This window comes from Pseudoleptotrichia sp. (assembly GCF_057270515.1).
Window position 1 is genome coordinate 40,160 of the sequence record NZ_DBHIXS010000010.1, and the last position, 24,125, is coordinate 64,284.

Consider the following 24,125-nt stretch of genomic DNA (forward strand, 5'->3'; position numbering starts at 1 on the left):
ATTATATTTATGTTTCAATTTTTATTCCAAATAAAATTTTCCTATTGCATCCAGAGCTTCGTCCGTTTCTTTTAAAGGAGCTAAAATCCAGTCGTGACAAAGATTTTCTCCTATATATAATTTTGCTGTCGTTCCCACCGCCGTATCAATCATATCACTTAGTTTCATACAGTCAGGATAAAGAACTTCATTTGTTCCAAAAAGAAGCATTATTTCACCAAGATTATCCATATTTCCATAAATGGGAGAAATCAGGCTCGATTTTACATCTATATTTCCCGCGTACTGCTTCCCTGCTTTAATAAGGCTGTGAACAGGTAATAAAGGGTCTTTTTCCTCAAAATCTTTTATTTCTTCATTTGTCATGGAAACATCAAGCCACGGAGACATCAGTACGGTCTTTTTAGAAAAAGGAGTTATATTTTTATCTCTCGCTTCCTGAAGAAAAGCCAGTGCCAGTCCTCCCCCTGCAGAGTCCCCAAAAAAATAAAAATCATCTTCCTTATTTTTTTCGGATACTGATTTATATGCTTTCATTAAAACATCATGAGCTTTATCTATCGTGTATTCAGGAGCTAAAGGATAATCCACAAAAGTTACTTTCAGGTTATACTTTTTTACCATTCTTTCAACGATATTTTTATGGCTTCTTACCGCCCTTAGCACATAACCTCCTCCATGAAGGAAAATTATATGCTTATTTAAGGATTTCTCAGTTTTCACTGTGATTATCTGAAATCCGTCTATAAATTCCTCATCTGTTAAAAATTCCTTGCTGAAATATTTTTTATTGAAAAAATCCGTGTCCCGTCTTGGATTTTCCATAGCTTTTTCATTTCCTTTTTTTGCATTTACCAGTTTTGCTACAGGTACTGCTATATCTGATAACAAACTCATATTTACACAATTACTAAACTTTGTAACTGTTCTCCTTTCAATATTTTGTATTTTTTTATTTGTTATTATGCTGTTTTGTATTATATCATTTTTAACTAAAAGCTTCAATTCAATATTTCTAATATTTTTTTCTGTAATTCAATGCTTCCAGCAGATGTACAGTTTCTATATTTTCCGAATTATCAAGGTCAGCTATAGTCCTTGAAACTTTAAGTACTTTATCATACATTCTTACAGAAAGTTTCAGTTCGTCAATGGTTTTTTCAAATATTTTCTTTGTATCTTCATTTATTTTACAATATCTGGAAATTTGCCTTCTGTTCATTTTTGCATTCAGCAAGTCCGAATTATATCTCTTTTTCTGTATTTTTCTTGCTTTTATTACTCTTTCCCTTACTTTTTCAGATGTTTCCGATACTTCATCATTGAATATTTCTTCTTTTTTCAGCCTTCTCATTTCCACATATAAATCTATCCTGTCTAGAAGAGGTCCTGAAAATCTTTTCTGATAATTTTTTATATTTCTTAAAGTATCCGTACATAAAATATCATCAGGGAAAAATCCGCACGGCGTAGGATTCGATGCTGCTATCATTATACTTTTCACCGGATAGGTAATTATAAGATTTGCTCTCGATATAGTAATACTTCCGTCTTCAAGGGGTTGTCTCAACATTTCCAAATTTTCTTTGCTAAATTCCCCCAGCTCATCTAAAAATAATACTCCATTTAATGCCAGTGTAATTTCTCCCGCCCTCGCTACTCCTCCTACCAATGCCGCCTGAGTTGCGGAATGATGAGGAGCTCTAAACGGTCTTTCCGTAATAATCGGATTTTCGGAAGAGAGCATTCCCGATACACTGTATATTTTAGTAGTTTCTATTATTTCTTTTTCAGTCATCTCGGGCAGAATAGTAGTAAATCTTTTAGCAAGCATTGATTTTCCTGAACCGGGATCTCCCATAAGAAATATATTATGTCCTCCCGCTGCCGCTATTTCCAAAGCTCTTTTTGCCAGAAACTGACCTTTAACTTCTGAAAAATCAATACTTTCGTTTAAATCGTTTTCATCAAATTCAAATTCCTCAATTTTTGAATTATTTTTGCTGTTTTTCTTTTTAATATGTAAATTTTCTATATTTTGTAATAATTCTTCATATTCAATCTTTTCATCTATAAAGTCCACTGCTTCTTTTATCCGAGTTACGGGAATAATTTTCACTCCTGAAATTAAACATGTCTCATTATAATTTTCCGCGGGAACTATGACGCCTTTTATTCCTTTCTCTTTTGCCAAGATTGCAGCATTTATGGCACCTTTTATTGATTTTATATTTCCGTTCAGGGAAATTTCTCCCAATACAAGATAATCTTTTAAAGTATCTATATTTTTTATTTCTCCAATATTTGCCAATATTCCCAAAAACATCGGCAAATCAAAATGGCTTCCTTTTTTTCTTATATTTGCAGGAGATAAGTTTACAAGTACCCTTTTTACAGGAAAATCAAGTCCTATATTTTTAAAACAGCTTCTAATCCTTTCCCTGCTTTCAGTTATTGCCAAATCTCCCATTCCTACTATATTAAAAACAGGAAGTCCGTTGGATATATCCACTTCAACTTCTACAATATATGTTTCAACCCCTAAATAACTGCAACTAAGTACACTTATAGCCACATTTCCCCCTTTTTTTCGTTAATTTTAATTTAATAAATATAATTTATCATTTTTTTTGCTTTTTTGCAATGTTTATTTTTATATTTAAAAAATCTTTTCTATAGGCTTCATTCTTTCAACTATTTTTTTATACTTAAAAAAGCTACAGCATTTTTTATTTTTACTGTTTTTTACCATTTTTTTCAGTTATAATTTCAGTTAATATCAGTTTTGGAGATTTTAAATTTATAATTTATGAAAATACTCAAATATTTCTCTCCCCCTATCAGTTATAAGTTTTTTCAGTTCGATTGGTTCCACTGAAATCAGATTTTTTCCATATTTCAAAAAATAATCAGCTATAAATTTTTCTTCCCCTTTATTATAAAAACCTTCTATAAAAATTTTTCCCCCGTCAACGTTCATTTTCATAGACGGATAATTCTCTTTATAAAACAAATCTTTTCCAAATGGAGATATTTCTACTCGAAATTCAATTGACTGCTCATTTTTGTAGATATTGGGAATTTTTTTTAGAATATCCATTATATTTTCTTTCGTAGATTGTTCCGTTATCTTTAGAGAAACTATTTTATCACATCGGAAAACTTGAAATTTACCTGTTTTCTGATTAATTCCCTCTGTATACCACTGTCCATAATTGGCAGAAATTCTAAAAAATTGTATGCTATATTTCCTGATTGTCCTTTTCTTTCTGTAATTTACATTACAAATCTTATTTTCAATAATTGACTCCAATATTTCTTTTAAAAAAGGACTTCTGTTATTATGCTCGTACACTTCAAATTTCAGTATTTTCTCCATAATCAGAATATCATTAAGCTGTTCTCGGGATAAACAATTTTCAAATTTTTCTTTCAATTTTTCCAAACTCAAATGAAAAGGTGTCGTCTGGTAGGACTTTAATGTAAGCATGGAAAAATAGAGAGCATTTATCTCATCTACAGTAAAAATGATAGGAGATAAAATTCTATTATTTAAAATACTGTATTTCCCGTTTCTCCCTTTTTCAGAATATATAGGCATCCCTATATTTTCAAGAGAATTAATATCTCTTAATGCCGTACTTCTTGAAATGCTGTATTTGTTCATTATATCTTTTAAATTAAAATAATTTTTCTTATTCAGATAAATCATCATATCATTTATTCTTTCCGATTTCGTCATTTTTCTTCCTTTTTTCAGAATTTTTAAAAAACAATTTGAATTTTAAATATATTTTTTATAATTATTTCGTTATTTTATTATCAAAATAATTCTTCAAAATTTATATAAAAAGTTTCATAATCTGATACTTTTATCCATTATACTATATTATAATCAAACATTAAAGGAGAAAAATAATGAAAAGAAAATATTTTATTTCTGATAATCTCAAACTGTCATATCTTGATAATGAACAGACAGAAAAATCTGTTATTATATGTATACACGGTCATTTTGGAAATGCCCGTTATTATTCAAATATTCTTGAATCTAAAAATTACCGTGTGTTTAGCCTCGACCTTAGAGGACACGGTTTTAGCGAGCATTCAAAAGAAGGAAATTACAGAATTATTGACTTTGTAAATGATTTTTCAGCATTTATGGACAATTTAATTAAAAACGAAAAAATAAACAATAAAATAACCATTATCGGGCATTCATTAGGAGGACTTATTGCTTACTATGCGGCTTCTGTTCATTCCGATATTACCAAAATAATTATAGAAGATATAGGAGCCGTCATCAATGATGACAATTCTTTTGTTGAAAAAATCCCTGATTATACTATGACTCTAAGAGACTTGGAAAACAGTTTAAGAAAAATAGGTATAAACGAACCTGACTATTTTCTTGAAAGTGCCGTAGAAGATGAAAAAGGCTGGAAATTTCGTTTTGACAAAAATAATATGAATAAATCTCAAAATGACTTAAGTGGCAACCATTGGAATATTCTCTTAAAAAGCACTTGCCCTATGCTTCTATTTAATGGAGAAAATTCATGGGTTCTATCTTATGAACACGCTCTTGAAATCGAACGGAAAAGACCAAACACAAAAACCGTCATTATAAAAAATGCAGGACACGGAGTAAATTTCGACAGTCCTGATGAGTTTGTCAAATATGTCGTTGAGTTTTTAAAATCCTGAATGATTTAAAACTTAATTTTTAAATATAATATTATTCTATCCAAAATTACTTACAAAATAAATAAACATTTTTCTGAGTTATTATAATTTTCTGACTTTTATAATAACTTTCTCTTAAAGAATACACTATAAAATAAAATACAGTAATTAAAAAGAGGGTGTTTCATAAGTCAAAAATAATTTTACTAATATAAATATTATATATTTTTAAAAATCAAAATACGTTATTTTTATTGGTTTTATACAAATAGTAAAACATATAAAATTTATGATTTAATAATTTTATTTACTTTATGAAACAGCCTCTTTTATTTTGCTATTCTTTTTTATTATTCTTCGTCGTCGTCATCGTCTTCATTATCATAATTCTGTATTTCCGTATAATGATTTTTTCTAAAACTTCTCACAATCAGGATTATACTGAAAATCCACTGAACTATAGTCCCCGGTATAATTCCAAACAAATCATATATCCAGCCTACAATTCTCGGAACTGCAAAATCTCCCAAAGTTCCTCCCAGATAAGATATAAATACATATCCTGCCCCAAAAAACCATATTAATCCAACAACTAAAGTAATCCATTCTATGCGATATTTTTTCATTTTCTCATTTTTCCTTTCGTTTAATCTATCTTCTTATTCATTCATTTTTCTCTTTAACTAATTTTGCCAGTATCCCGTTTAAAAACTCTTTTGTGTCATCATAAGAATATTTTTTCGCAATTTCCAAGACTTCATTTATTGCTATTTCATATCCGATATCTTTTATAAGAATTTCATAAAATGCTATTTTTAACAATACTTTTTCCAAAGTTCCCAATCTCTCATAAGTCCAACCGTCCAATACATTTTTTATTTTTTCTACGAGGATATCCTCTTTTTCAGTTATTTCAGTAACATAAGACTTTAAAAACTCAATTTTTTCTTCTTTTTTTATTTTATTTTCTTCTATTACTTCACTAATTCTTTTATCAATATCATTATCAATCAATTCTTTTTCAAAAAGAAGCTTGAATATTTCTTCTCTAATTTCCCTACGTGTCATTAAATTACCCTTTCCAAATCAGACTTATGTTAGATTAATTACTTTTTCCCTTATCATCAGTTTCAATCTCGGAAACTTCGGAAACAGCTGCTTGACTAATTTCCTCAACAGAATTTTCAACATCGTTTTTTTCAATATTACTTTTAACATTTTTTATTTCTGTTTCTTTAGGTGCTTCTATTATTTTCTTTTCCACTATCGTTTCACCTAAAACTTTTTTCAGCTTTACTTTACTCTTTTTCACTGTAATCCCCGTGGAATTGAACACATATTCAGAAAGTTTTTCCTGTATTTTGAGCAGTTTATCACTTAGATTATCTACATTATAAGTATCTACAACAGCTTCTACCACTACTGCCCTGCCGCTTGGATGAGATTTCACTTTTGAGTTTTTTATAATCTCCTGAGAACTCAAAAAATCTTTTGCCACTTCATTTATAGTTTTTATGGTAACTTCTATTTCTCCTGTTTTCGTCTTGACTTTCCTGTTTTGGGAATATTTTGTCATTTTATTTATATAAGACAGCAAAAATATAAGCAGATAAAGTATGGACAGCAATGCCAGTACTATTTTTACCCTTACGCTTCCTAAATCTACCATATTATCCAAAGTAATCAGATAGTCCGTTCTCATTATCAAATCAGATATACTTGCAAAAGCCACACCTAAAAGTCCGGCTATTACTGACAATCTCGCTAAAAATCCTAATATTGCTATCATAATTCACTCCTTTACTGATTATTCTTCCTCTACAGCTTCTACAGGTCCCGGTATTTTAGGAACATTTTCATCAGTATTGTCTTTAACTACTTTTTGTATATAGACATTAACTTCCTGTACTTTCAGCCCTGTCATTTCTGTTATCGCCTTTACTACTTTTGTCTGTATCTCTCCTGCCAGTGCCGGCAACTGATAACCTAACTTAGCAATAATGTACAAGTCCAGAGTACATTCAGTTTCTCCCACTTCTACATCTATCCCTTTATTTCCTCCGGAAGAAACACTTTGAAAAAATTTTGTTATTTCATTTTTTGGTGCACTTCCTGCCAAGCTATATATCCCTTCTATTTCTGTTATTACAGATTCAGCGATAGTTGCCACTACATCAGATGATATACTTATATTTCCTAATTCATTCATTTTTTTACCTCCTGTTTTATCTTAATATTTATAAATTAATGTTACTTATTTGTTCAATACATCTTTAAAATGCGTTTCTATAAAGTTCGTATATATAGTTCCTTTGTTAAAGTCTTTATTATCAAGGACTTTCAAATGAAAAGGTATTGTAGTGTCTACTCCCTCAATGATAAATTCCTTTAAAGCCCTTTTCATTCTGCTTATAGCTTCTTCCCTCGTTTTGCCTTTAACTATCAACTTGGCAATCATAGAGTCATAATAAGGGGGAATTTCATAATTCTGATACGAATGTGAGTCAATTCTCACTCCTATTCCGCCCGAAGGAATGTATTTTTCAAGAGTTCCCGATGACGGTAAAAATCCGTTTTCGGAGTCCTCGGCATTTATTCTGCATTCTATAGCATGTCCTGTTATTTCAATATCTTTCTGGGTAAAATCCAATTTTTCCCCTGCCGCCACTTTAATTTGTTCTTTTATCAGGTCTACCCCTGTTATTTCCTCACTTATTGTATGTTCTACCTGGATTCTTGTATTCATTTCCATAAAATAAAAATTCATATTTTTATCCACAAGAAATTCCAACGTTCCTACACTGTCATAACCTATACCTTTGGCAAGTTTGGCTGCAAATTTTCCCATTTTTTCCCTTGTTCTTGCATCTATCCCTGCCGAAGGAGCCTCTTCTATTAATTTTTGATGTCTTCTCTGTATAGAACAGTCTCTTTCTCCAAGGTGAACTACATTTCCAAATTTATCTCCAATAACCTGTATTTCTACGTGTCTCGGTTCTTCGACATACTTTTCTATATAGACATCAGGATTTCCAAAAGCAGCTTTGGCTTCATTCTGTGCGGCGATAAAATTTTCTACAAGCTCTTTTTCATCATGAGCAATTCTCATTCCTTTTCCGCCGCCTCCTGCCGTAGCTTTTATCATAACAGGATAAGTTATCCATTCGGCAACTTTCTTAGCTTCTTCCACATCAGGCACTATCCCGTCGGAACCTTTTGTTATCGGTACTTTATTTTTTATGGCTGTTTCTCTCGCTGTCGCCTTGTCTCCCATCATATTTATAAGTTCGGGTCTCGGTCCTATAAATACTATATTATTCTGTGCACATATTTTTGCAAAGGAAGCATTTTCAGCTAAAAATCCGTAACCCGGATGAATAGCTTCACTTCCTGTTATTTGAGCCGCAGATATTATATTCGGTATTTTCAAATATGAATCCGTACTGCTCGCAGGCCCTATACATACGGCTTCATCTGCAAGTTTTACATGCAGCGAGTCAACATCAGCTTCCGAATATACTGCAACTGTCTTTATTCCTAACTCCCTTGCCGCTCTTATAATTCTTACTGCAATTTCTCCTCTGTTTGCTATTAATATTTTATTAAACATTGCTCCTCCCAAAATTTGTCTTGCCCAAAAACTATATTTTTAAATCCATTTTCTATAATTTTATTTTCAATTTCTTTTTCTAAGGCAATTTTTTAAAAATTTCTACAACAGTTCTATTACGAATAGAGGTTTTCCAAAATCTACATTGGACTGGTCAGAAATCAGTATTTCTTTTAATGTGCCGTCAAAACTTGACTTAACATCAGTATCTATACCGATAGTTCTAATTTTGGCAAGTCTCATACCTTTATGTACTTCCATTCCTTTTTCAATTCTTTCCAGTATTATTTCTCCGACATTTTTTGATTTTATAACTTCTTCTTTTGGTGTATCAGCTATTTTTTCAATAACTTCCACTTTCTTTTTCTCACTTTGCGGTATTTCTTTTGAAAGTGTCTCTGAATTTGTCAAAACAAGTTTTATTTTACCATATTTAACTTTTATTTCAGCCATTTCTTCTTCTTTCAGTATCTTCATCAACTCTTTTATATCTCTGAGTTCCATCTCTCCTCCTATGAGTTTATTTACAAAATCTTTCTATAATTTTATCATATAGATGTATTTTTTTCAATCTAACGTATTCTTATTTTTTTTCTTCCTACAAGCTTTATAAGTTCCGTCATAAAATTTTCTGATAAATTGACATTATATTTACTGCTCATTTTTACAACTTCTTTTTTATTATTTTCTGTATTCATTGCAAAAAACACCTGATTATTTCCCTTATTTTTTATTATAAGATTTTTTAGTTCGGAAACTTTTTCCTTACTTTCATTATCAATCAGGATATACAAATTCAAAGATTTGTTTTCCTCCAAAGCGTCAAGTTCATTAACCGTATTTATTATAAATGACTTTTTATTTCCGTCATAATTTATATGTCCCTCTGCCATGATGACAGTGTCTTCTATCAGTTTATATCCGATATCTATAAAATTTTTTGGAAAACATATGGCTTCGATTGCTCCCGTAAAATCTTCCAATTCAAATTTTGCCATAGGCTCTCTCGAAGATTTTGTTACAATCTTGTTCAGATTTTTTATAATTCCTATTATTCTTATTTTACTGAACTTCCCAAAATTATTTTTGTTTCTTGGATCCTCCAGCTCGGAAATTTTCATATGTTCTATCATTTCGGACAACTCCTTTTTCTCGTCTAAAGGATGACTTGAAACATATATTCCTAAATATTCTTTTTCATTTTTAAGGAGTATATTCTGAGGATACTCCTCATCTTTTTCCATAATAAAATCTCCGATTTTTCTGCTTTTTCCTCCAAACAGTATCATCTGCAAATCCTCTTCGGATTCATATTTTTTTTGGCTCCAGTCAAGAACCTTATTTATAGCGTCAAATTTTTCTTTTCTGTTTCCGTTAAGACTGTCAAGGCTTCCTGACAGGATAAGAGATTCCAGCTGTTTTTTATTCAACCCTCTCTGTTTCATTCTGTAGACAAAATCATCATAGGAAACAAAAAGACCGTTTTTTCTTTCTTCCATAATTTCCCTGACAAAGTTTCCGCCAACTCCTTTTATAGCTACCAGTCCAAATCTTATGCCGCTTTCTTCCACTTTAAAATCATAATCCGACATATTTACATCAGGTACAAATATTTCTATATTCCTTTCCTTTGCTTCATTTATAAATAAAGACAGTCTGTCTATATTGTACATTTCAGTGGTCATTATTGCAGCAAAAAATTCTACAGGATAGTTTGCCTTGAAATATGCAGTCCAGTAAACTATAAGGGCGTAAGCGGCAGAGTGGGACTTATTAAATCCGTATCCTCCGAATTTATCTATCAAATCGTATATTTTTTCGGCTTTCTTACGGGAAACGTTATTTTCCACAGCTTTATTTACAAATTTTTCCCTGTTTTCCTTTATTATTTCAGGAATTTTCTTTCCTATAGCACGTCTCAACTGGTCTGCTTCTCCAAGGGAATATTTTGCCATTTCGCTGGCTATTTTCATTACTTGCTCCTGATATAGTATGACACCGTAAGTTTCCTCAAGTATATCCTTTAAAGACTCATCAGGATATTTTATTTCAGCTTTCGCATTCTTTGCAGCAATAAAATCATCTACCATTCCACTTTGAAGAGGTCCGGGACGATACAAAGCGAGTAACGCCGTTATATCATCAAATTTTTCAATTTTGACTTTTTTCATCAAGTTTCTTATCCCCGCCGATTCACACTGAAATATCCCCAAAGTATTGGCTTTTGTCATAAGACTGTAAGCTTTTTTGTTTTCAAGGTTTATATTTTCGAGTTTTATATTCTCTTTCTTTGTCTTTTCTATGTTTTCTACGGTTTTTCTTAAAATCGTCAGATTTTTCAACCCCAAAAAATCCATTTTTAAAATCCCCAATTCTTCCAGCTCTTTCATCTGATATTGAGTCGAAAGTATAGGAGTTTTCCCGTCAGAATAAGTTGGAATTTCTTCATCAAGCACATCTTTGGAAATTACTACTCCCGCAGCATGTACCGAAGCGTGTCTTGCTCTTCCCTCTATTTTCAGAGAATAGTCTATCATTGTTTTTATTTCAGTATCATTGTAGTACATCTCTTTCAGTCTTTCTATAGAATACAACGCCCTGTTCAAATCCATATTAAAAGGGATAAGTTTAGCAACACTGTCAACTTTTTTCAGACTTATATTCAGCACACGTCCTACGTCCCTTATGGCAGCCCTTGCCTTAAGTGTTCCAAATGTTATTATATGGGCTACATGTTTATTTCCGTATTTATTCAGTACATAGTTTATTACTATTTCCCTCTGTTCCTGATCAAAATCTATATCAATGTCAGGCATTGAAATCCTTTCAGGATTTAAAAATCTCTCAAAAATCAGATTATATTTCAGAGGGTCTATTTCCGTTATATTCAGAGCATAAGAAACCAGACTTCCCGCAGCGGAACCTCTCCCGGGACCGACATATACTCCCGCTTCTTTGGCAAATTTTATAAAATCCCAGACTATTATGAAATATCCGTTATATCCCATATTATTTATCACTTCAAGCTCATAATCCGCCCTCTGAAAAACATTTTCCATTTTTTTCTGTATCAGTCTGTCTTTTATTTCATTTTCCTGTTCCAATGCCGATATTACAACATTTTCTCCCAGATATTTTTTAGCTATTCCCTCGTAAACAAGCTTTCTGATATAAAAATTTTCAGTTATTCCTTGGGGTAATTCGTATTCAGGAAATTTAAATACATCAAATTCAAAATTTACATTACAATTTTTCGCAATATTTATAGTGTTTTTTATCCCGTTATTAAAAAATTCATCTTCAAAATTACTGAAACTTTCTTTCATTTGTTCAAAGGATTTCAGATACAAATCATCATAAAATATATCTTCCTGAACGGTTTCTATCTTATTTCCCTCTTTTATCGAAGACATAATTTTCTGAAGTACGGCTTCTCCTTTATTGGGATAATAAATTTCATTAGTTATTGTGTACGGTATTTCTGTTTCTTTTATTATTTCCCAAAGAGCTTTTCTAACATTTTCCAGTCTTTTTACAGCGGGAACTTCCAAAAAGAAATTTTCTTTAAAATCTTTTGCCAATTTTATTGCTGCTTTTTTTGCTTCAGGATATTTGTACTCGGCTATTCCTCTTATGATTTCGCCATATATTCCCCCTGATAAAATATATAAATCTGAAGAATATTCAAGTAACTCCTCATATTTTATCTTATTTCTTCGTCTGTTAAACCTGCTATATGAAAGCGAAGAAAGTTTTGAGAGGTTTCTATATCCGTTCTTATTTTTTGCAATCAATGTCAAAGAATATTCCCCCTCCGATACTATCCCGTCCAAAAAGACTTCAAGAGCAATTATAGGCTTTATCCCTGATTTTATACATTTTTTGTAAAATTCTATTACCCCAAACATCGAAGTATCGGTAATAGCCAAAGTCTTTATATTCTCCGATACAGCTTTTTCTATATATTCATCAATTTTACCTACTCCTTCGAGAAGAGAATATTCGCTATGCAGCTTTAAATGTATCATTTCATTTTCCATAATATCACCCGTATATATAACTTATTGTACTGCCTGATATTCAAAAATTTTAGTTAATATCTTTCAATATATGATAAATTCCGTCTTCCTCATTGGATAAAGTTATTCTGTCCTCCGAAAACTTACTTTTCAAGTCATCGGAAGCATTTCCCATTAAATAACCGTGTTTTACCAGCTTAAGCATTTCCAAATCATTCCACTGGTCGCCGAATGCCATTGTTTCATCAGGAGAAATCCCGTATTTTTGAAGCATTTCTTTTACTGCTGCCCCTTTATTCACTTCCTTATTCAGAACTTCGAGATATGTAGCATGGGAAAATACAATATTTACATCTGTCAGCACATTCTCCAGCTCTTTTTTCAGCTCGACAAGTTTTTCATTTTCTGCTACAAAAAGGCATTTTGTCGAAGTCTTTCCTTTAAATTCATCAAAATTTACAACAAAATAAGGAATACTCACACGGTTTGCATAACCCAGCCCCTCGTCATCTTTACTTTCAATATATAAATTATCATCATTGTAAAGATTTAGATGTATTCCTTTTTCCCTTGATATTTCTATTACTTTTTCTACATTTTCCTTGTCTACAGGCTTTTCATAAATTACTTTTTCAGTAACAGGCTCTGCAATTCTCCCCCCGTTATAAGTAATAACAGGAGTTTTTATCTCCAACTCCCTGACAAAAGGAACTGCTGACTTAAAACTTCTTCCGGTAGAAATAAATATTTTGACCCCTTTTTCTTCCAGTTCTTTTAATTTATTCTTTATTTTTTCAGATATTGTATGGTTATTTCTTAGTAATGTCCCGTCCAAATCCATAAACACTGCTTTTATTTTCATTAATCCTCCTGTTTTTTCTATTTCAGATTTATTTTTTCCAATAATTTGCTCTTTTCACTTTTTATACATATTAATACTGCTCTTTAATACTACTCTATTCATTATTCTTTTACCGACAATATAAGATGCTTATTCTAAAATCAGTATATATTATTCTTGCCAATCTTTTTCCCGATAATACAGCTCCATATCAAGAATATCAATATCAAAGTCTACATTATCAAAATCTATGTTTTCACTATCATTTTCAACCGTTATATTTTCTTTTGTAAAATACAATATATCAGCATAAAAATCTATAAATGAATATTTTTTATAATCATAAAAAACATCTTCAGTCTTTTCAGCTGCACTTTTCTTTTTATTTAATATATAATTATACATCACATATTTTGTTTTATAATCTGTCAGAATTATGTCAGATTTAAACATTTTTTTCAAATCATTCTTTATTTTTTTTATAAATTTTTCTTCTCCTAAAATATCAAGCATTTCAAATAACTTTGTGAAAGTTTCATATTCTCCGATTTTACCATATTTCTCATATATTTCCAAAAATGATTCAGAGCTTTTCAAATTATTCAGAAATTCATTATATTTCTGATTCAGTAAAATTCCTTTTATATCGTAATAACCTCTTTCATCTCTAAAAAATACTGTATTTAATGACCTGTCGGATATTATTTTTTCATATTTTACGGTCTTTCCTTCTTCTGAAAGTCTTTCCTCAATTTTAAATAAATAGAAATATCCGTTCTGTATTTTTATATATTTATTTAAAAAATCTTTTTTATTACTGTAAGCTTCATCGTTTTCTTTATCCAAAATCGAAATAACAGGCAGAAACACTTCTATAATATAATTTAAAACTACTGTTTCCTTATTTTCATATTCATATATATTTTTGAGATTTCCATATTCAAATATAAATTTAAATATCTCGTTTTCATCAAAATATTCTTTATAGCTGCTATATTTTTCAGGAAGTTTATCCAATTTTTCAATAAAACAGTCAGTTATTTTTTTATACTCTTTTTTATGCCATTCCTGAATATTCTTATATTTTCCCGTTTCTCTATACAAAATTTTATTATATCCGAAATTTATTCCGGTCAGTTTAGACAGTTCCTTATCTATTCTTATTTCTTCAGTAGAATGAATAATTTCATTGTCGATTTTCTCCAGACTTGATAAAACCTTTTCCGCTTCTTTTCCGTTAATTTCAAACTTATTCATAAGATTTCCGTTTTCATTTGTCTTAATGAAGTTTATATAGTCAATAATACTGAAAAGGTATCCTACATTCTTCCCCTTATTCTCGCTTAAAAAATATTTATGGTCGAGAACAAATAATACTGTATCATTAATGTTATTATCAGGAAAATTTTTTAGTATATCATTTTTTTCAATTAATATTTTAGCAGGAATAAAGATGTTTTTATTCCAATCTTCCGCAGCTTTTCTATAATTGACTTCTATTCTTCTTTTTTTATGAATAAATTTCATATAATTTTCTATTTCATTTTTTAAATGTTTGTATCTTAAAGGATTAGATAAAACAACATTTTCTATACCTGTTTCTTTTTCAAAAATCATACTTTCCCTGTAAATAATTTCATCAGTATTATTTTTTGAAGGCAGAAACTCCTCCACTTCGGCTTCTATTGAAGCAAAATTTAAAAATTTTGCAACCGATATTCTGTGGTTGCCGTCATAGACATAATAGTTATCCTTTATTTTATAGAGAATAACCGGAGGCAACATACTTTCCCCGATATAACCTACATATATATTTATCCATCGCTGTTTGACCACATTATTTTTAGGAGCAAAATTTTTATCAAAATCGGTATATTTTTCTACACTTCCTATGATTTTATCTAAAGGAACTTCTTTTATACCTAAATGAACACTGTTATAAGCGTTTTCCTTTTTCTGTATTTCTATAAAAGATTTGAGATTACTTCGTTTTTTTAAACCCAAAAAACCTTTTGATGATTTCAAAAATTTTTTATACGCTTCTTCAGCCTCATCAAACAAGTAAATGGAATTATCCATATCATACTCCTTCAATAATGTGTTTTCAACAATGAACATCTTTATTATCATCAAAACACTTTATAAATTATATTATTTTTCAATAGTAAATATCCTGTATCCAAATGTATTGGAAACCATTGTATCATGAACTTGGGTATCCTGATGATTCATAAAATTAGGCAGATGTATATGTCCATGTATCCAAAGTTTAGGTCTGAAATATTTTATAACATCATGAAATACTTTAAACCCGTTATGTACACCGTCATCCACATCATGAATACCTTCAGGTGAAGCATGACTTAATACAATATCCACACCCTTTATAAGATGAAATAGATTTCTGAATATTTTTATTTTCATCTGATTTTCGGTATATTGATGCTCCTTAAACGAATAAACTTTACAGCCGTCCAGTCCCAATATCCTGAGACCCTTATATTTCAGAAATTTTCCGTCTATAACTTTGGCAAATGTTATAGGGTAGTCTTTATGATAGATATGATTTCCGTTTACGCATATTATATCCTTATCCAGCACTGATACAAGATAGTCTAAATATCTGTTGGAAACATCTCCTGCCGACATTATAAAATCCACTGTTTTAAATCTCTGTTTCAGAAATTCAGGCTCCATATTCCCCAGTATTTCAATATCACTTATACATAAAAACTTATACTTTTTCTTAATGGGTTTTCGCCCCTTTCTATATAACGAATTTATTTATTTCTATTGTTTTTACTTTAAGCAATGTTAAGCTGATTATTTATTTTATTCTTAATCACTAAATAGAGTATAATAATAAATATTACTCTCCTCTTTCTATTTTCACAATCTCTTTCAAGTTATCTATGAAATAGTCTATTTCCTCCATTGTCGTATATTTACCGATGCTTATTCTGAAAGAACTTTTCAATTCTTCTTCCGATAACCCCATTTCTTTTAGCACATGAGAATTTTCATGAGCCCCTGACATACATGCCGAACCTCCGCTCACACATATACCCCTTAAATCAAGTGCAATCAGTAAAGTCTGCACATCACATCCCTTAATACAGACATTTGTAATCGTTTTTATGCGGGGAGCCTTTTCTCCATTTATTTTTATATCCTTTATTTCATTTTTCAGTCGGCTCTCCATATAATTATGAAGTTTTTCCTCTTTTCCTTTTTCTTCATGCAATATTTTATATGTTTCTTCCAGTGCAATTCCCAAACCGAGTATCCCCTGAAGATTTTCCGTTCCCGCTCTTCTGTTTCTCTCCTGAGAACCTCCCCATATTTCTTTTTCCACAAGAAAATTTTTATCAAGAAATACAAACCCTGCTCCTTTAGGACCGTAAAATTTATGTGCAGTGGCGGTCAAAGCACTTATCCTCGTATTTTTAGGAAATATAATCTCTTTTCCTATCGCCTGTACCGCATCAGTATGAAAAAGGATACTCGTCCCTTCGAGTAATTTTCCTATTTCTTCTATCGGCTGTTTTACTCCCGTTTCATTATTTACATACATTATCGATACTATTACAGTATCTTTTCTTATAGATCTTTTTAGCTGCTCCATATCAACGACACCATTTTCATCCACATCTATGTATGTTACTTCATATCCTTCCCTTTCAAGCTGCTGACATGTTTTCAATATGGTAGAATGCTCTATCTTTGAAGTTATAATATGTTTTCCTTTATATTCGTAAGCATTTAATGCCCCTCTTAAAACAAGGTTATTTCCTTCTGCTCCCCCCGATGTAAATATTATTTCATTCGTTTCAACTCCAAGACAGCCTGCTATTATACTTCTGTATCTTTCTATTATTCCTTTGGCTTTTTGCCCTAATCTGTGAGTTGAAGACGGATTGGCGTAAATTTCTTCATAAGATTCTGTCATTCCTTTAATAACTTCGGGCATTACTTTCGTTGATGCCGCATTGTCCAAATAAACCGGTTTCAAAACTTCCCTTCCTTTCAATTATACTTTACTGCTGTTTCTTTTTAGAAATAATATTTTTTATTGATAATATTCCTCATTACTATATTTCCAATAAATTAAAAATTCTTTTCAAAATATTTTCTATTAATATTTTTTCATCGATGAATTTTTTTTATATCTATTCATCATATATTTCGTTACACTTTTTTGTCATATTTTTTATAATTAAATATTTCCAATTATTGATATTCTCACTATTAATATTTTTTCATTAATAAATTTTTTATATCTACTCATCATATATTTTGTTACACTTTTTTGTCATATCTTTTATAATTAAATATTTCCAATTATTTGATACTCCCACTAATAAATATTTTTCCTAAAAATTATTATTAACAAAAAATTTATTTACTATTTTGAATGTTCATCAGATAATCATCTTTCAAATCATTTTTTATCACATTCAGAATTTCCTGATTATCATTTATTGAGCCGTCTTCCGAAATAAATCTGACAAGATTTTCATCAAAATCAAAATAATATTTAGCTTCTTCATTTTTTGATTTTTTCAAATCAAAATATTCGGTATCTCCACTTTCTTTAGCTTTTGCCTTAGTCCAACCTACAGGTCTGTTATAAGTCATTTTTTTCTGATACAGATAATATATTCTGTCATTTTTTATATAAAATTCCTGGATCAGTCTTCCTGTTTCTGCAAAATGTTTAACTATAAATTTTCTTAATTCCTTATTTTTATTGTTGTAACTCGTATATTCGCTTCTTCCTCCCTTTGTATTTTCCTTTCCTGTGTCTTTAATTGTCTTAACTTTTTTCTTTAAAGTCTTATCCTTATCCGTCTTTTTTACTTCCTGATTTATTTCTTCTATCACTTTCTCAATGTCTACATTTACAATATCACTTTTTTCTATTGCCGTCGTACTTGTATTTTTAGGATTAGGATTTTTTACTGCACAACTTAAAGTAAAAATCATCATAAACATTGACATAATCATAAATTTATTTTTATTCTTCTTTATATTTGACACTATTTCCATATTTCCCATAGGATAATCACCACCTTTTTTTATTTATATTTTTTGGATTATTATAAAAATTTTAGCTGTATTTTCCGAAACTTTGTCTGTTTTCAGTTTCTACCACAAAAATATTAACCTAACCATATAAATTATACTGTACAAATTATCTATATGAACTTACTGAAAATAACTACTATTATTGGATAACATTGATTTAACTCAAAAATATTCATTAATCCGCTAATCCATAAATTTCTTAAAATCTTTTACAAAATCATCTATTGTAAGAATGCTCCTGTTCATAGAAAGCTCCTTTGCCAGTTCACTTATATACGGGAGTTTTATTTTCCCCTGAATAAGTATATCATCCTGTTTGAAAATTTCTTTTTTATTATTGTCGCCTATTATTTTTTTATTTGCCATAACAATTATTCTTTCAAAATTATTTACTACAAATTCCATATCATGAGTAATTGTAATAACTGTCTTTCCCTGTTCAAGCAGCTTTCCTATCAGTCCGTTCAATATTTTTATACCCTTCAAATCCTGTCCGGCAGTAGGTTCATCCATGATTATTACTTCTGTATTCATTGCTATTATCGCAGCTATTGTAACAAATTTTCTTATTGAATAGGGCAGGTTATAAGGATTTTCCTTTATATATTCATTTAATCCTGTCATCTCAATTGCATTTTCAGCTGCTTTTTTTATTTCATTATCAGAATATTTCAATTTTTTCGGTCCGAATATTATTTCATCATAGACATTGTTATGAAATATCTGTTCCATAGGATTTTGAAATACATATCCGACTTTTCTGCTCATCTGTGCAGTCGTATAATCTTTTGTATTCCAGCCTCCTATATTCACATCTCCTTTTGTAGGTTTTAAAAGTCCGTTCAGCATTTTTACCATTGTTGTTTTACCTGCACCGTTCTGCCCTATGATTGCAACATTTTCTCCTTTTTCCATATCAAGAGAAATCCCGTTCAGTGCAACGGTACTGTCAGAATAAATAAAACTTAATCCTCTAACTTCTATAAAACTCACTTCTTCTTCTCCCGTCAGACATAGATATAATTTTTTATTTAAAATTTCTATTTTTTTATTTTCAAATTTCTAATTTTTTTAATTTAAATCTCTTTAATTTTCTGATTTCTAAATTTAGTCTTTTTCTGATTTTTAAAATTTTTCAGTTATATATTTTCTCAGTTATCCGTATTTTATCTATATTTTTTTAATTCTCTTAAAGCCGTTTCTTTAGTTATCGGTATTTCTTCAAATTTTATCTTATCAGGCATATTTTCGGACAACTCATAAGCAAGCATGGCATATTGCGGCATTCCTATTTCCTTTTCCAGCAATAATTTATTTTTAAGCACATTTTTTGTGTCCCCTTTAAGAATTATCTCACCTTCATCAAGGACAATCACTTTTTCCGCATATTCTCCGATAAGTTCTATTTTATGTTCAACCAGTATTATAGTTTTCCCTTTTTCTGCTAACATATTTATTATTTTAAATATTTCTTCCGTCCCCTGAGGATCGAGTTGAGATGTAGGCTCGTCTATTATCAGGATTTCAGGCTCCATTGCTATTATAGAAGCAAGGGCAACTTTCTGTCCTTGTCCTCCTGACAGTTCATACGGATTTTTATGCCTTAATTCCTTTATATGAAGTAATTCCAATGTTTCTTCAACTTTATTTTTTATGTAATTTGCTTCTAATCCCAAATTTTCAAGTCCAAAAGCAATTTCTTCAAAAACGGTTTCCTTTACTCCGCTTATTTGAGTAAAAGGATTTTGAAATACAAATCCTATTTTCTGTACAATTTCTTTTACCGTATAGTCTTTTAATTCTTTATTTTCCAGAATAATTCTGCCTGTCAGTTCCCCCTTATAAAAATCAGGTGCAAATCTTCTTAAAACATTGCATAAAGTAGTTTTACCACTTCCATTCTTCCCAATAACTGCCCAAAATTCACCTTTTTCTATGCCGATAGTTATATTTTTTAAAATATTTTCTTCTGTCAAAGGGTACTTATAACTTATATCTTCTAATTTAAAGTAACACATAAATCCTCCATATAATGCAAAATACAAGAAAAATCACTAACAATATCTTTATTTTCTTATCATATTGAGTTTCTTCCATATCATTCAATATCGTCCTTTTTTCTCCGACCGAAAATCCTCTGACTTCCAACGTAATCGCTCTTTCTTCAGTATTGACTATAGAAGACAGTGCCAACGGGATAAAAACCGGTATCAATGCTTTTGCTCTGACTAAAATATTTCCTTCTGTTTCTACTCCTCTGGCTCTCTGTGAATTCATTATAATATTAGCCTGTTTTTTCATTTCGGGTATCATCTGTAATGATAAAAGTAAAACAAAAGCTGCCTTCGGATTTAGTCCCTTTTTTTCCAGAGCAACTGTAAAATCTTTAGCCGGAGTTATAAGTATCAGCAAAGTCAGTGTTGAAACAAATGCCGTTATTCTTGAAGTCAGATTTACAGCTTTAAGAACTCCGTCCTTATAAACTGAAACAAACCCTATTTTAAATAATATCTCTCCTGAATGCAAAAAAACACTTTGAATTATAAATATGGCTAATAAAAGCCAAAAAAGACTAAAAAAAATTCTTTTCATATAACTTTTCAAACCGACTCCAAAACAGACAGCAATAATTCCACAAATTATAACCATAAAATAACTGTAAATATAATTTGAAATTATAAATGAAGATACTAATAAAGTCAGGGCTATAAATAATTTTGTCAATGGATAAAGCTGCTTCAAATTATCTTTTGTCATAAATTTTATTCTCCTGTTTCCGATTTTACCTAATTTTTATCTGATAAATATACTAAATATAGCAATTAAACGCATTAATTTTTTTCATCAGATTTTATATAATTTTTTCCATAATTAAATTTTATAAGATATCTAGGCGACATGGCTTTTATTATAGACATCGCAATTATCGCAGTTATAATTTTATCTGTCGTTTCTGTAATAAGATTAGTACTGAAAACGGCTTTCCATATATTATCTCCTGTTGCAAGGAAAAATGCAGTTATTCCGGCTGTCGCATTTCCTGTATTTCCACCGTAAACATATACTATTATCGGAGCTGATACTACTATTGCAATAACTACCAGGCAAACAGCACATACAAATGTTTTGACTATCATATTTTTTAGCTTAAATCTTGTCAAAAATCCCATGCAAAGAGCCATAATTATAGAAACAGGCATAAAGGCAAAATATTCAGGAGAAAAACTCCCCGTAATAAGGCTTGTTATAATCGCCGTTGTTATTCCAATCCATGGACCTGCAATTAAACTTATAAATACTGTCCCTACAGAATCTAAAAATATCGGAATTTGTAAAAGCTTTACAATACCAAATCCTGTAAAATTAATTGCTACCGCTACCGGTATAAGCAAAATTGCCATCAAAGAAAAATCTTCCTTAATACTTTTCATTACTAAACCTCCTAATTATTTTATGTTCTTCAATATTTTTTCTATTTTTATATCTAAATCTATATCATAAATCTTAGTCATTCGTATCTTTCAATATCTCTCTATTTCCAATATATCTCAATTATATTATAAAATCTTAATTATCTCATTTTTTCAACTTTTTTTATTTTATTTTTCTCTTTCATTTAGCCATTTTAATATTTCATCATAAATCACATATTTATTAGTTTCATTCAATGATTCATGTCTACCTTCATCATTTGCAATTACATTAATTCTTCTTTTTTTCTTTCTCAAAACTGATAAAAGTTTATTCACGTATTCTATGTCCATTGTTTTATCCTGAGTTCCGTATAAAACAAGCATATTTGCATCATTTCTTATTTTTTTATAATTTTTATTTATAAAATTCATCATCTTCAATATTCCTGCAAATACTTTAGGTGTTAAAGGATATCCGCAGAAATCATTTTCCTGATATTTCCTGCATTCTTCAATATTCCTTGTAAGCCAGTCGAATTTAGTGTGATTAGGTGCAAAAAAATCATTGTATTTCCTAAATTCCTTATTGAAAAATGATTTCTTTTTAAAAATAAGTAACCTTTCAAAAAAAGATAAAAATTTAGCAGCAAATACAATCATTTTTTTCTTAATAGGAAACCCTGATAAAATAAAATATTTATAATTATTTTCTATAACAATCTTCGTTGCAATAAAAGCTCCCATACTATGACCGAATATTGTGGTATTTTCAGCCTTTATTCCTTTAGGCAGCAATTCTTTACTGAAAAACACATCTATATCATCAAAAATATTCTGTATCCCTTTTTTTCCAAAATCTCCTACTTTATCTGTTTTAAGTTCCCCATGACCTCTATATTCAGGAATAAAAACATTATATCCATTTACAGACAAAAAATTTCCAAATTCTTCATATCTATTTATAGGCTCTGCCACTCCATGAAATATAATTATATTATTTTTAAATTTCTCACCTCTATTTGACTCAAAATACAAATAAGGTATCTGCAAATTATCAGAACTTTCAAAATATCTTTTTTCCATTCCATTCCTTTCCTGTGAATATTTTTTGATATTTTCTCATAATTTTTCACTATATTATTTTTTTAATTTAAATATATTTACTGATAAATCGAAATCAACTATTTCTCTAACATTCACATTAATTCATCACCAACGTAAATATTTATTATACACTTTTTTAAATTATTCTTATACAATTTTTTTATTTATTTTAAATTTTTCTATTAATCACTAAATCAATTATTTATTCAAATATTTTTTCTTTTCCTGAAGTTTCCCTGCAATCTTTGTTGCAACTACTCTTGGAACAATTTTGGTTCCAAATACGGCAATCTTATTTATAATTCCCGGTATTATTATCCTTTTTCCTTTTGAAAAATCTCTATAAGCAATTTTTGCAACTTTTTCTGCTGACATTACTTTCATTTTAGAAAACAATCCTGTTTCCGTCAAATCGGAACTTTTTTCAAATTCTGTCGCTGTAGGACCGGGACATAGAACAGAAACCACAATATCAGTTTTTTTAAGCTCTTCTCTCAATGCTTCAGAAAATGACAAAATAAATGCTTTACTTGCATAATATGTAGCCATCATCGGTCCAGCCTGAAATGCCGCAATAGAAGCTACATTTAATATCCTGCCGCAAGACCTTGATAACATATCATCAAGAAAAAATTTCGTAAGTTCAATAGAAGCTTTCAAATTTAAATTTATCATTTTATTATTTTTCTCAATCTCCATTGGAGTATATTCAGAAAATTCTCCATATATTCCAATTCCTGCATTATTTATCAATGTATCAATAACTATATTCTTCCTCTTTATAATATCATACAATTTTTTAGAAGCTCCTTCTACAGATAAATCCATACAGATTATCTCGATCATCAGTTTACTATTAATATTTTTTAATATATATTCTTTCAGCTCATTCATCCGCTCGTATCTTCTAGAAATAATAACAAGATTATAATTATTCCGAGCATATATTTTAGCAAATTCGCGACCAATTCCGCTGCTTGTACCGGTTATAAGAACAGTTTTCATATAATAATCTCCAATCATATCAAATATATTATAGCAAAAAAAGAACTAAAATGTAACAAGATAAGAAAAGAAAAAGAGAATAAAAGAAAAGAAAAGAGAAGAAAAGAGAAGAAAAAAGAAAAGAAAAAAATAAATAAAAAAGAAAATGAAAAAAGAAGAAAAGAACAAACAGAAAATGAATAAAATTCTTGATATAAATCATTTTATATATTTCACCTATTAATAATTCTAATTTGTTATCATATATTCCACAAATTTTGTATTTGACAAAAAATATTCTATCAATAATAATCTAATTGTTATCATATCAAATAAAAAAAGTGGCGTCCCCGGTTGGACTCGAACCAACGACCCTTTGG

General features: G+C 29.8%; 22 protein-coding genes. 1 reads left to right on the forward strand and 21 read right to left on the reverse strand.

Going from position 1 to position 24,125, the window contains the following annotated elements; all coding sequences use genetic code 11:
• Window positions 1–21: 21 nt before the first annotated feature.
• The 3 genes from ACO5J6_RS07920 to ACO5J6_RS07930 all read right to left on the reverse strand — a co-directional run bounded on the left by ACO5J6_RS07920 (window position 22) and on the right by ACO5J6_RS07930 (window position 3,742).
• Window positions 22–1,005 (reverse strand): alpha/beta hydrolase fold domain-containing protein, encoded by a 984-nt coding sequence (locus ACO5J6_RS07920; RefSeq protein ID WP_485643254.1) that lies wholly within the window; start codon window positions 1,003–1,005, stop codon window positions 22–24.
• Between the two features lie 10 nt (window positions 1,006–1,015).
• A complete protein-coding gene (locus tag ACO5J6_RS07925; protein ID WP_485643255.1) occupies window positions 1,016–2,575 on the reverse strand; it encodes a YifB family Mg chelatase-like AAA ATPase in 1,560 nt (519 codons plus the stop codon).
• Window positions 2,576–2,800: 225 nt separating this feature from the next.
• A complete protein-coding gene (locus tag ACO5J6_RS07930) occupies window positions 2,801–3,742 on the reverse strand; it encodes a helix-turn-helix transcriptional regulator (RefSeq protein ID WP_485643257.1) in 942 nt (313 codons plus the stop codon).
• 176 nt (window positions 3,743–3,918) lie between these two features.
• Here ACO5J6_RS07930 and ACO5J6_RS07935 point away from each other — a divergent pair, with 176 nt between their 5' ends.
• Window positions 3,919–4,707 (forward strand): alpha/beta fold hydrolase, encoded by a 789-nt coding sequence (locus ACO5J6_RS07935; protein ID WP_485643259.1) that lies wholly within the window; start codon window positions 3,919–3,921, stop codon window positions 4,705–4,707.
• 329 nt (window positions 4,708–5,036) lie between these two features.
• On the opposite strand, the gene ACO5J6_RS07940 is transcribed toward ACO5J6_RS07935, so the two are convergent.
• From ACO5J6_RS07940 to ACO5J6_RS08025, 18 genes are all read right to left on the reverse strand, one after another.
• A complete protein-coding gene (locus ACO5J6_RS07940) occupies window positions 5,037–5,312 on the reverse strand; it encodes a hypothetical protein (RefSeq protein ID WP_485643260.1) in 276 nt (91 codons plus the stop codon).
• Between the two features lie 37 nt (window positions 5,313–5,349).
• Window positions 5,350–5,754, reverse strand: a complete 405-nt coding sequence (gene nusB / locus ACO5J6_RS07945) for a transcription antitermination factor NusB (protein WP_485643261.1) — start codon at window positions 5,752–5,754, stop codon at window positions 5,350–5,352.
• Between the two features lie 34 nt (window positions 5,755–5,788).
• Window positions 5,789–6,475, reverse strand: a complete 687-nt coding sequence (amaP, locus tag ACO5J6_RS07950) for an alkaline shock response membrane anchor protein AmaP (RefSeq protein ID WP_485643263.1) — start codon at window positions 6,473–6,475, stop codon at window positions 5,789–5,791.
• An 18-nt stretch (window positions 6,476–6,493) separates the two neighbouring features.
• Window positions 6,494–6,895 (reverse strand): Asp23/Gls24 family envelope stress response protein, encoded by a 402-nt coding sequence (locus ACO5J6_RS07955; protein ID WP_485643265.1) that lies wholly within the window; start codon window positions 6,893–6,895, stop codon window positions 6,494–6,496.
• Between the two features lie 45 nt (window positions 6,896–6,940).
• Window positions 6,941–8,296, reverse strand: a complete 1,356-nt coding sequence (accC, locus tag ACO5J6_RS07960) for an acetyl-CoA carboxylase biotin carboxylase subunit (RefSeq protein WP_485643267.1) — start codon at window positions 8,294–8,296, stop codon at window positions 6,941–6,943.
• 102 nt (window positions 8,297–8,398) lie between these two features.
• A complete protein-coding gene (locus tag ACO5J6_RS07965; protein ID WP_485643269.1) occupies window positions 8,399–8,800 on the reverse strand; it encodes a biotin/lipoyl-containing protein in 402 nt (133 codons plus the stop codon).
• 68 nt (window positions 8,801–8,868) lie between these two features.
• Window positions 8,869–12,336 (reverse strand): DNA polymerase III subunit alpha, encoded by a 3,468-nt coding sequence (dnaE, locus tag ACO5J6_RS07970; RefSeq protein WP_485643271.1) that lies wholly within the window; start codon window positions 12,334–12,336, stop codon window positions 8,869–8,871.
• Between the two features lie 49 nt (window positions 12,337–12,385).
• Complete coding sequence (locus ACO5J6_RS07975; protein WP_485643273.1) at window positions 12,386–13,177, reverse strand: Cof-type HAD-IIB family hydrolase; 792 nt, start codon at window positions 13,175–13,177, stop codon at window positions 12,386–12,388.
• 150 nt (window positions 13,178–13,327) lie between these two features.
• Window positions 13,328–15,235, reverse strand: a complete 1,908-nt coding sequence (locus ACO5J6_RS07980) for a hypothetical protein (RefSeq protein ID WP_485643275.1) — start codon at window positions 15,233–15,235, stop codon at window positions 13,328–13,330.
• 72 nt (window positions 15,236–15,307) lie between these two features.
• Window positions 15,308–15,940 (reverse strand): metallophosphoesterase family protein, encoded by a 633-nt coding sequence (locus tag ACO5J6_RS07985; protein WP_485643290.1) that lies wholly within the window; start codon window positions 15,938–15,940, stop codon window positions 15,308–15,310.
• 85 nt (window positions 15,941–16,025) lie between these two features.
• Window positions 16,026–17,168: a cysteine desulfurase family protein gene (locus ACO5J6_RS07990; protein WP_485643277.1), complete on the reverse strand. Its 1,143-nt coding sequence runs from the start codon at window positions 17,166–17,168 to the stop codon at window positions 16,026–16,028.
• Between the two features lie 386 nt (window positions 17,169–17,554).
• Window positions 17,555–18,214 (reverse strand): hypothetical protein, encoded by a 660-nt coding sequence (locus ACO5J6_RS07995; RefSeq protein WP_485643279.1) that lies wholly within the window; start codon window positions 18,212–18,214, stop codon window positions 17,555–17,557.
• A 213-nt stretch (window positions 18,215–18,427) separates the two neighbouring features.
• Window positions 18,428–19,237 carry an energy-coupling factor ABC transporter ATP-binding protein gene (locus ACO5J6_RS08000; RefSeq protein ID WP_485643281.1) on the reverse strand — a complete coding sequence of 270 codons (810 nt, stop codon included), beginning with the start codon at window positions 19,235–19,237 and terminating at the stop codon, window positions 18,428–18,430.
• Between the two features lie 173 nt (window positions 19,238–19,410).
• Window positions 19,411–20,262 (reverse strand): energy-coupling factor ABC transporter ATP-binding protein, encoded by an 852-nt coding sequence (locus tag ACO5J6_RS08005; RefSeq protein WP_485643283.1) that lies wholly within the window; start codon window positions 20,260–20,262, stop codon window positions 19,411–19,413.
• The gene (locus ACO5J6_RS08010) at window positions 20,249–21,001 is read right to left on the reverse strand and encodes an energy-coupling factor transporter transmembrane component T family protein (RefSeq protein WP_485643285.1); all 753 of its coding nucleotides are present in this window, start codon (window positions 20,999–21,001) and stop codon (window positions 20,249–20,251) included. The genes ACO5J6_RS08005 and ACO5J6_RS08010 overlap by 14 nt, the downstream gene beginning before the upstream one ends.
• A gap of 74 nt (window positions 21,002–21,075) precedes the next feature.
• A complete protein-coding gene (locus ACO5J6_RS08015) occupies window positions 21,076–21,675 on the reverse strand; it encodes an ECF transporter S component (RefSeq protein WP_485643286.1) in 600 nt (199 codons plus the stop codon).
• A gap of 168 nt (window positions 21,676–21,843) precedes the next feature.
• A complete protein-coding gene (locus ACO5J6_RS08020) occupies window positions 21,844–22,740 on the reverse strand; it encodes an alpha/beta fold hydrolase (protein ID WP_485643288.1) in 897 nt (298 codons plus the stop codon).
• Window positions 22,741–22,959: 219 nt separating this feature from the next.
• Window positions 22,960–23,766 carry an SDR family NAD(P)-dependent oxidoreductase gene (locus ACO5J6_RS08025; RefSeq protein ID WP_485643289.1) on the reverse strand — a complete coding sequence of 269 codons (807 nt, stop codon included), beginning with the start codon at window positions 23,764–23,766 and terminating at the stop codon, window positions 22,960–22,962.
• Between the last annotated feature and the right edge of the window lie 359 nt (window positions 23,767–24,125).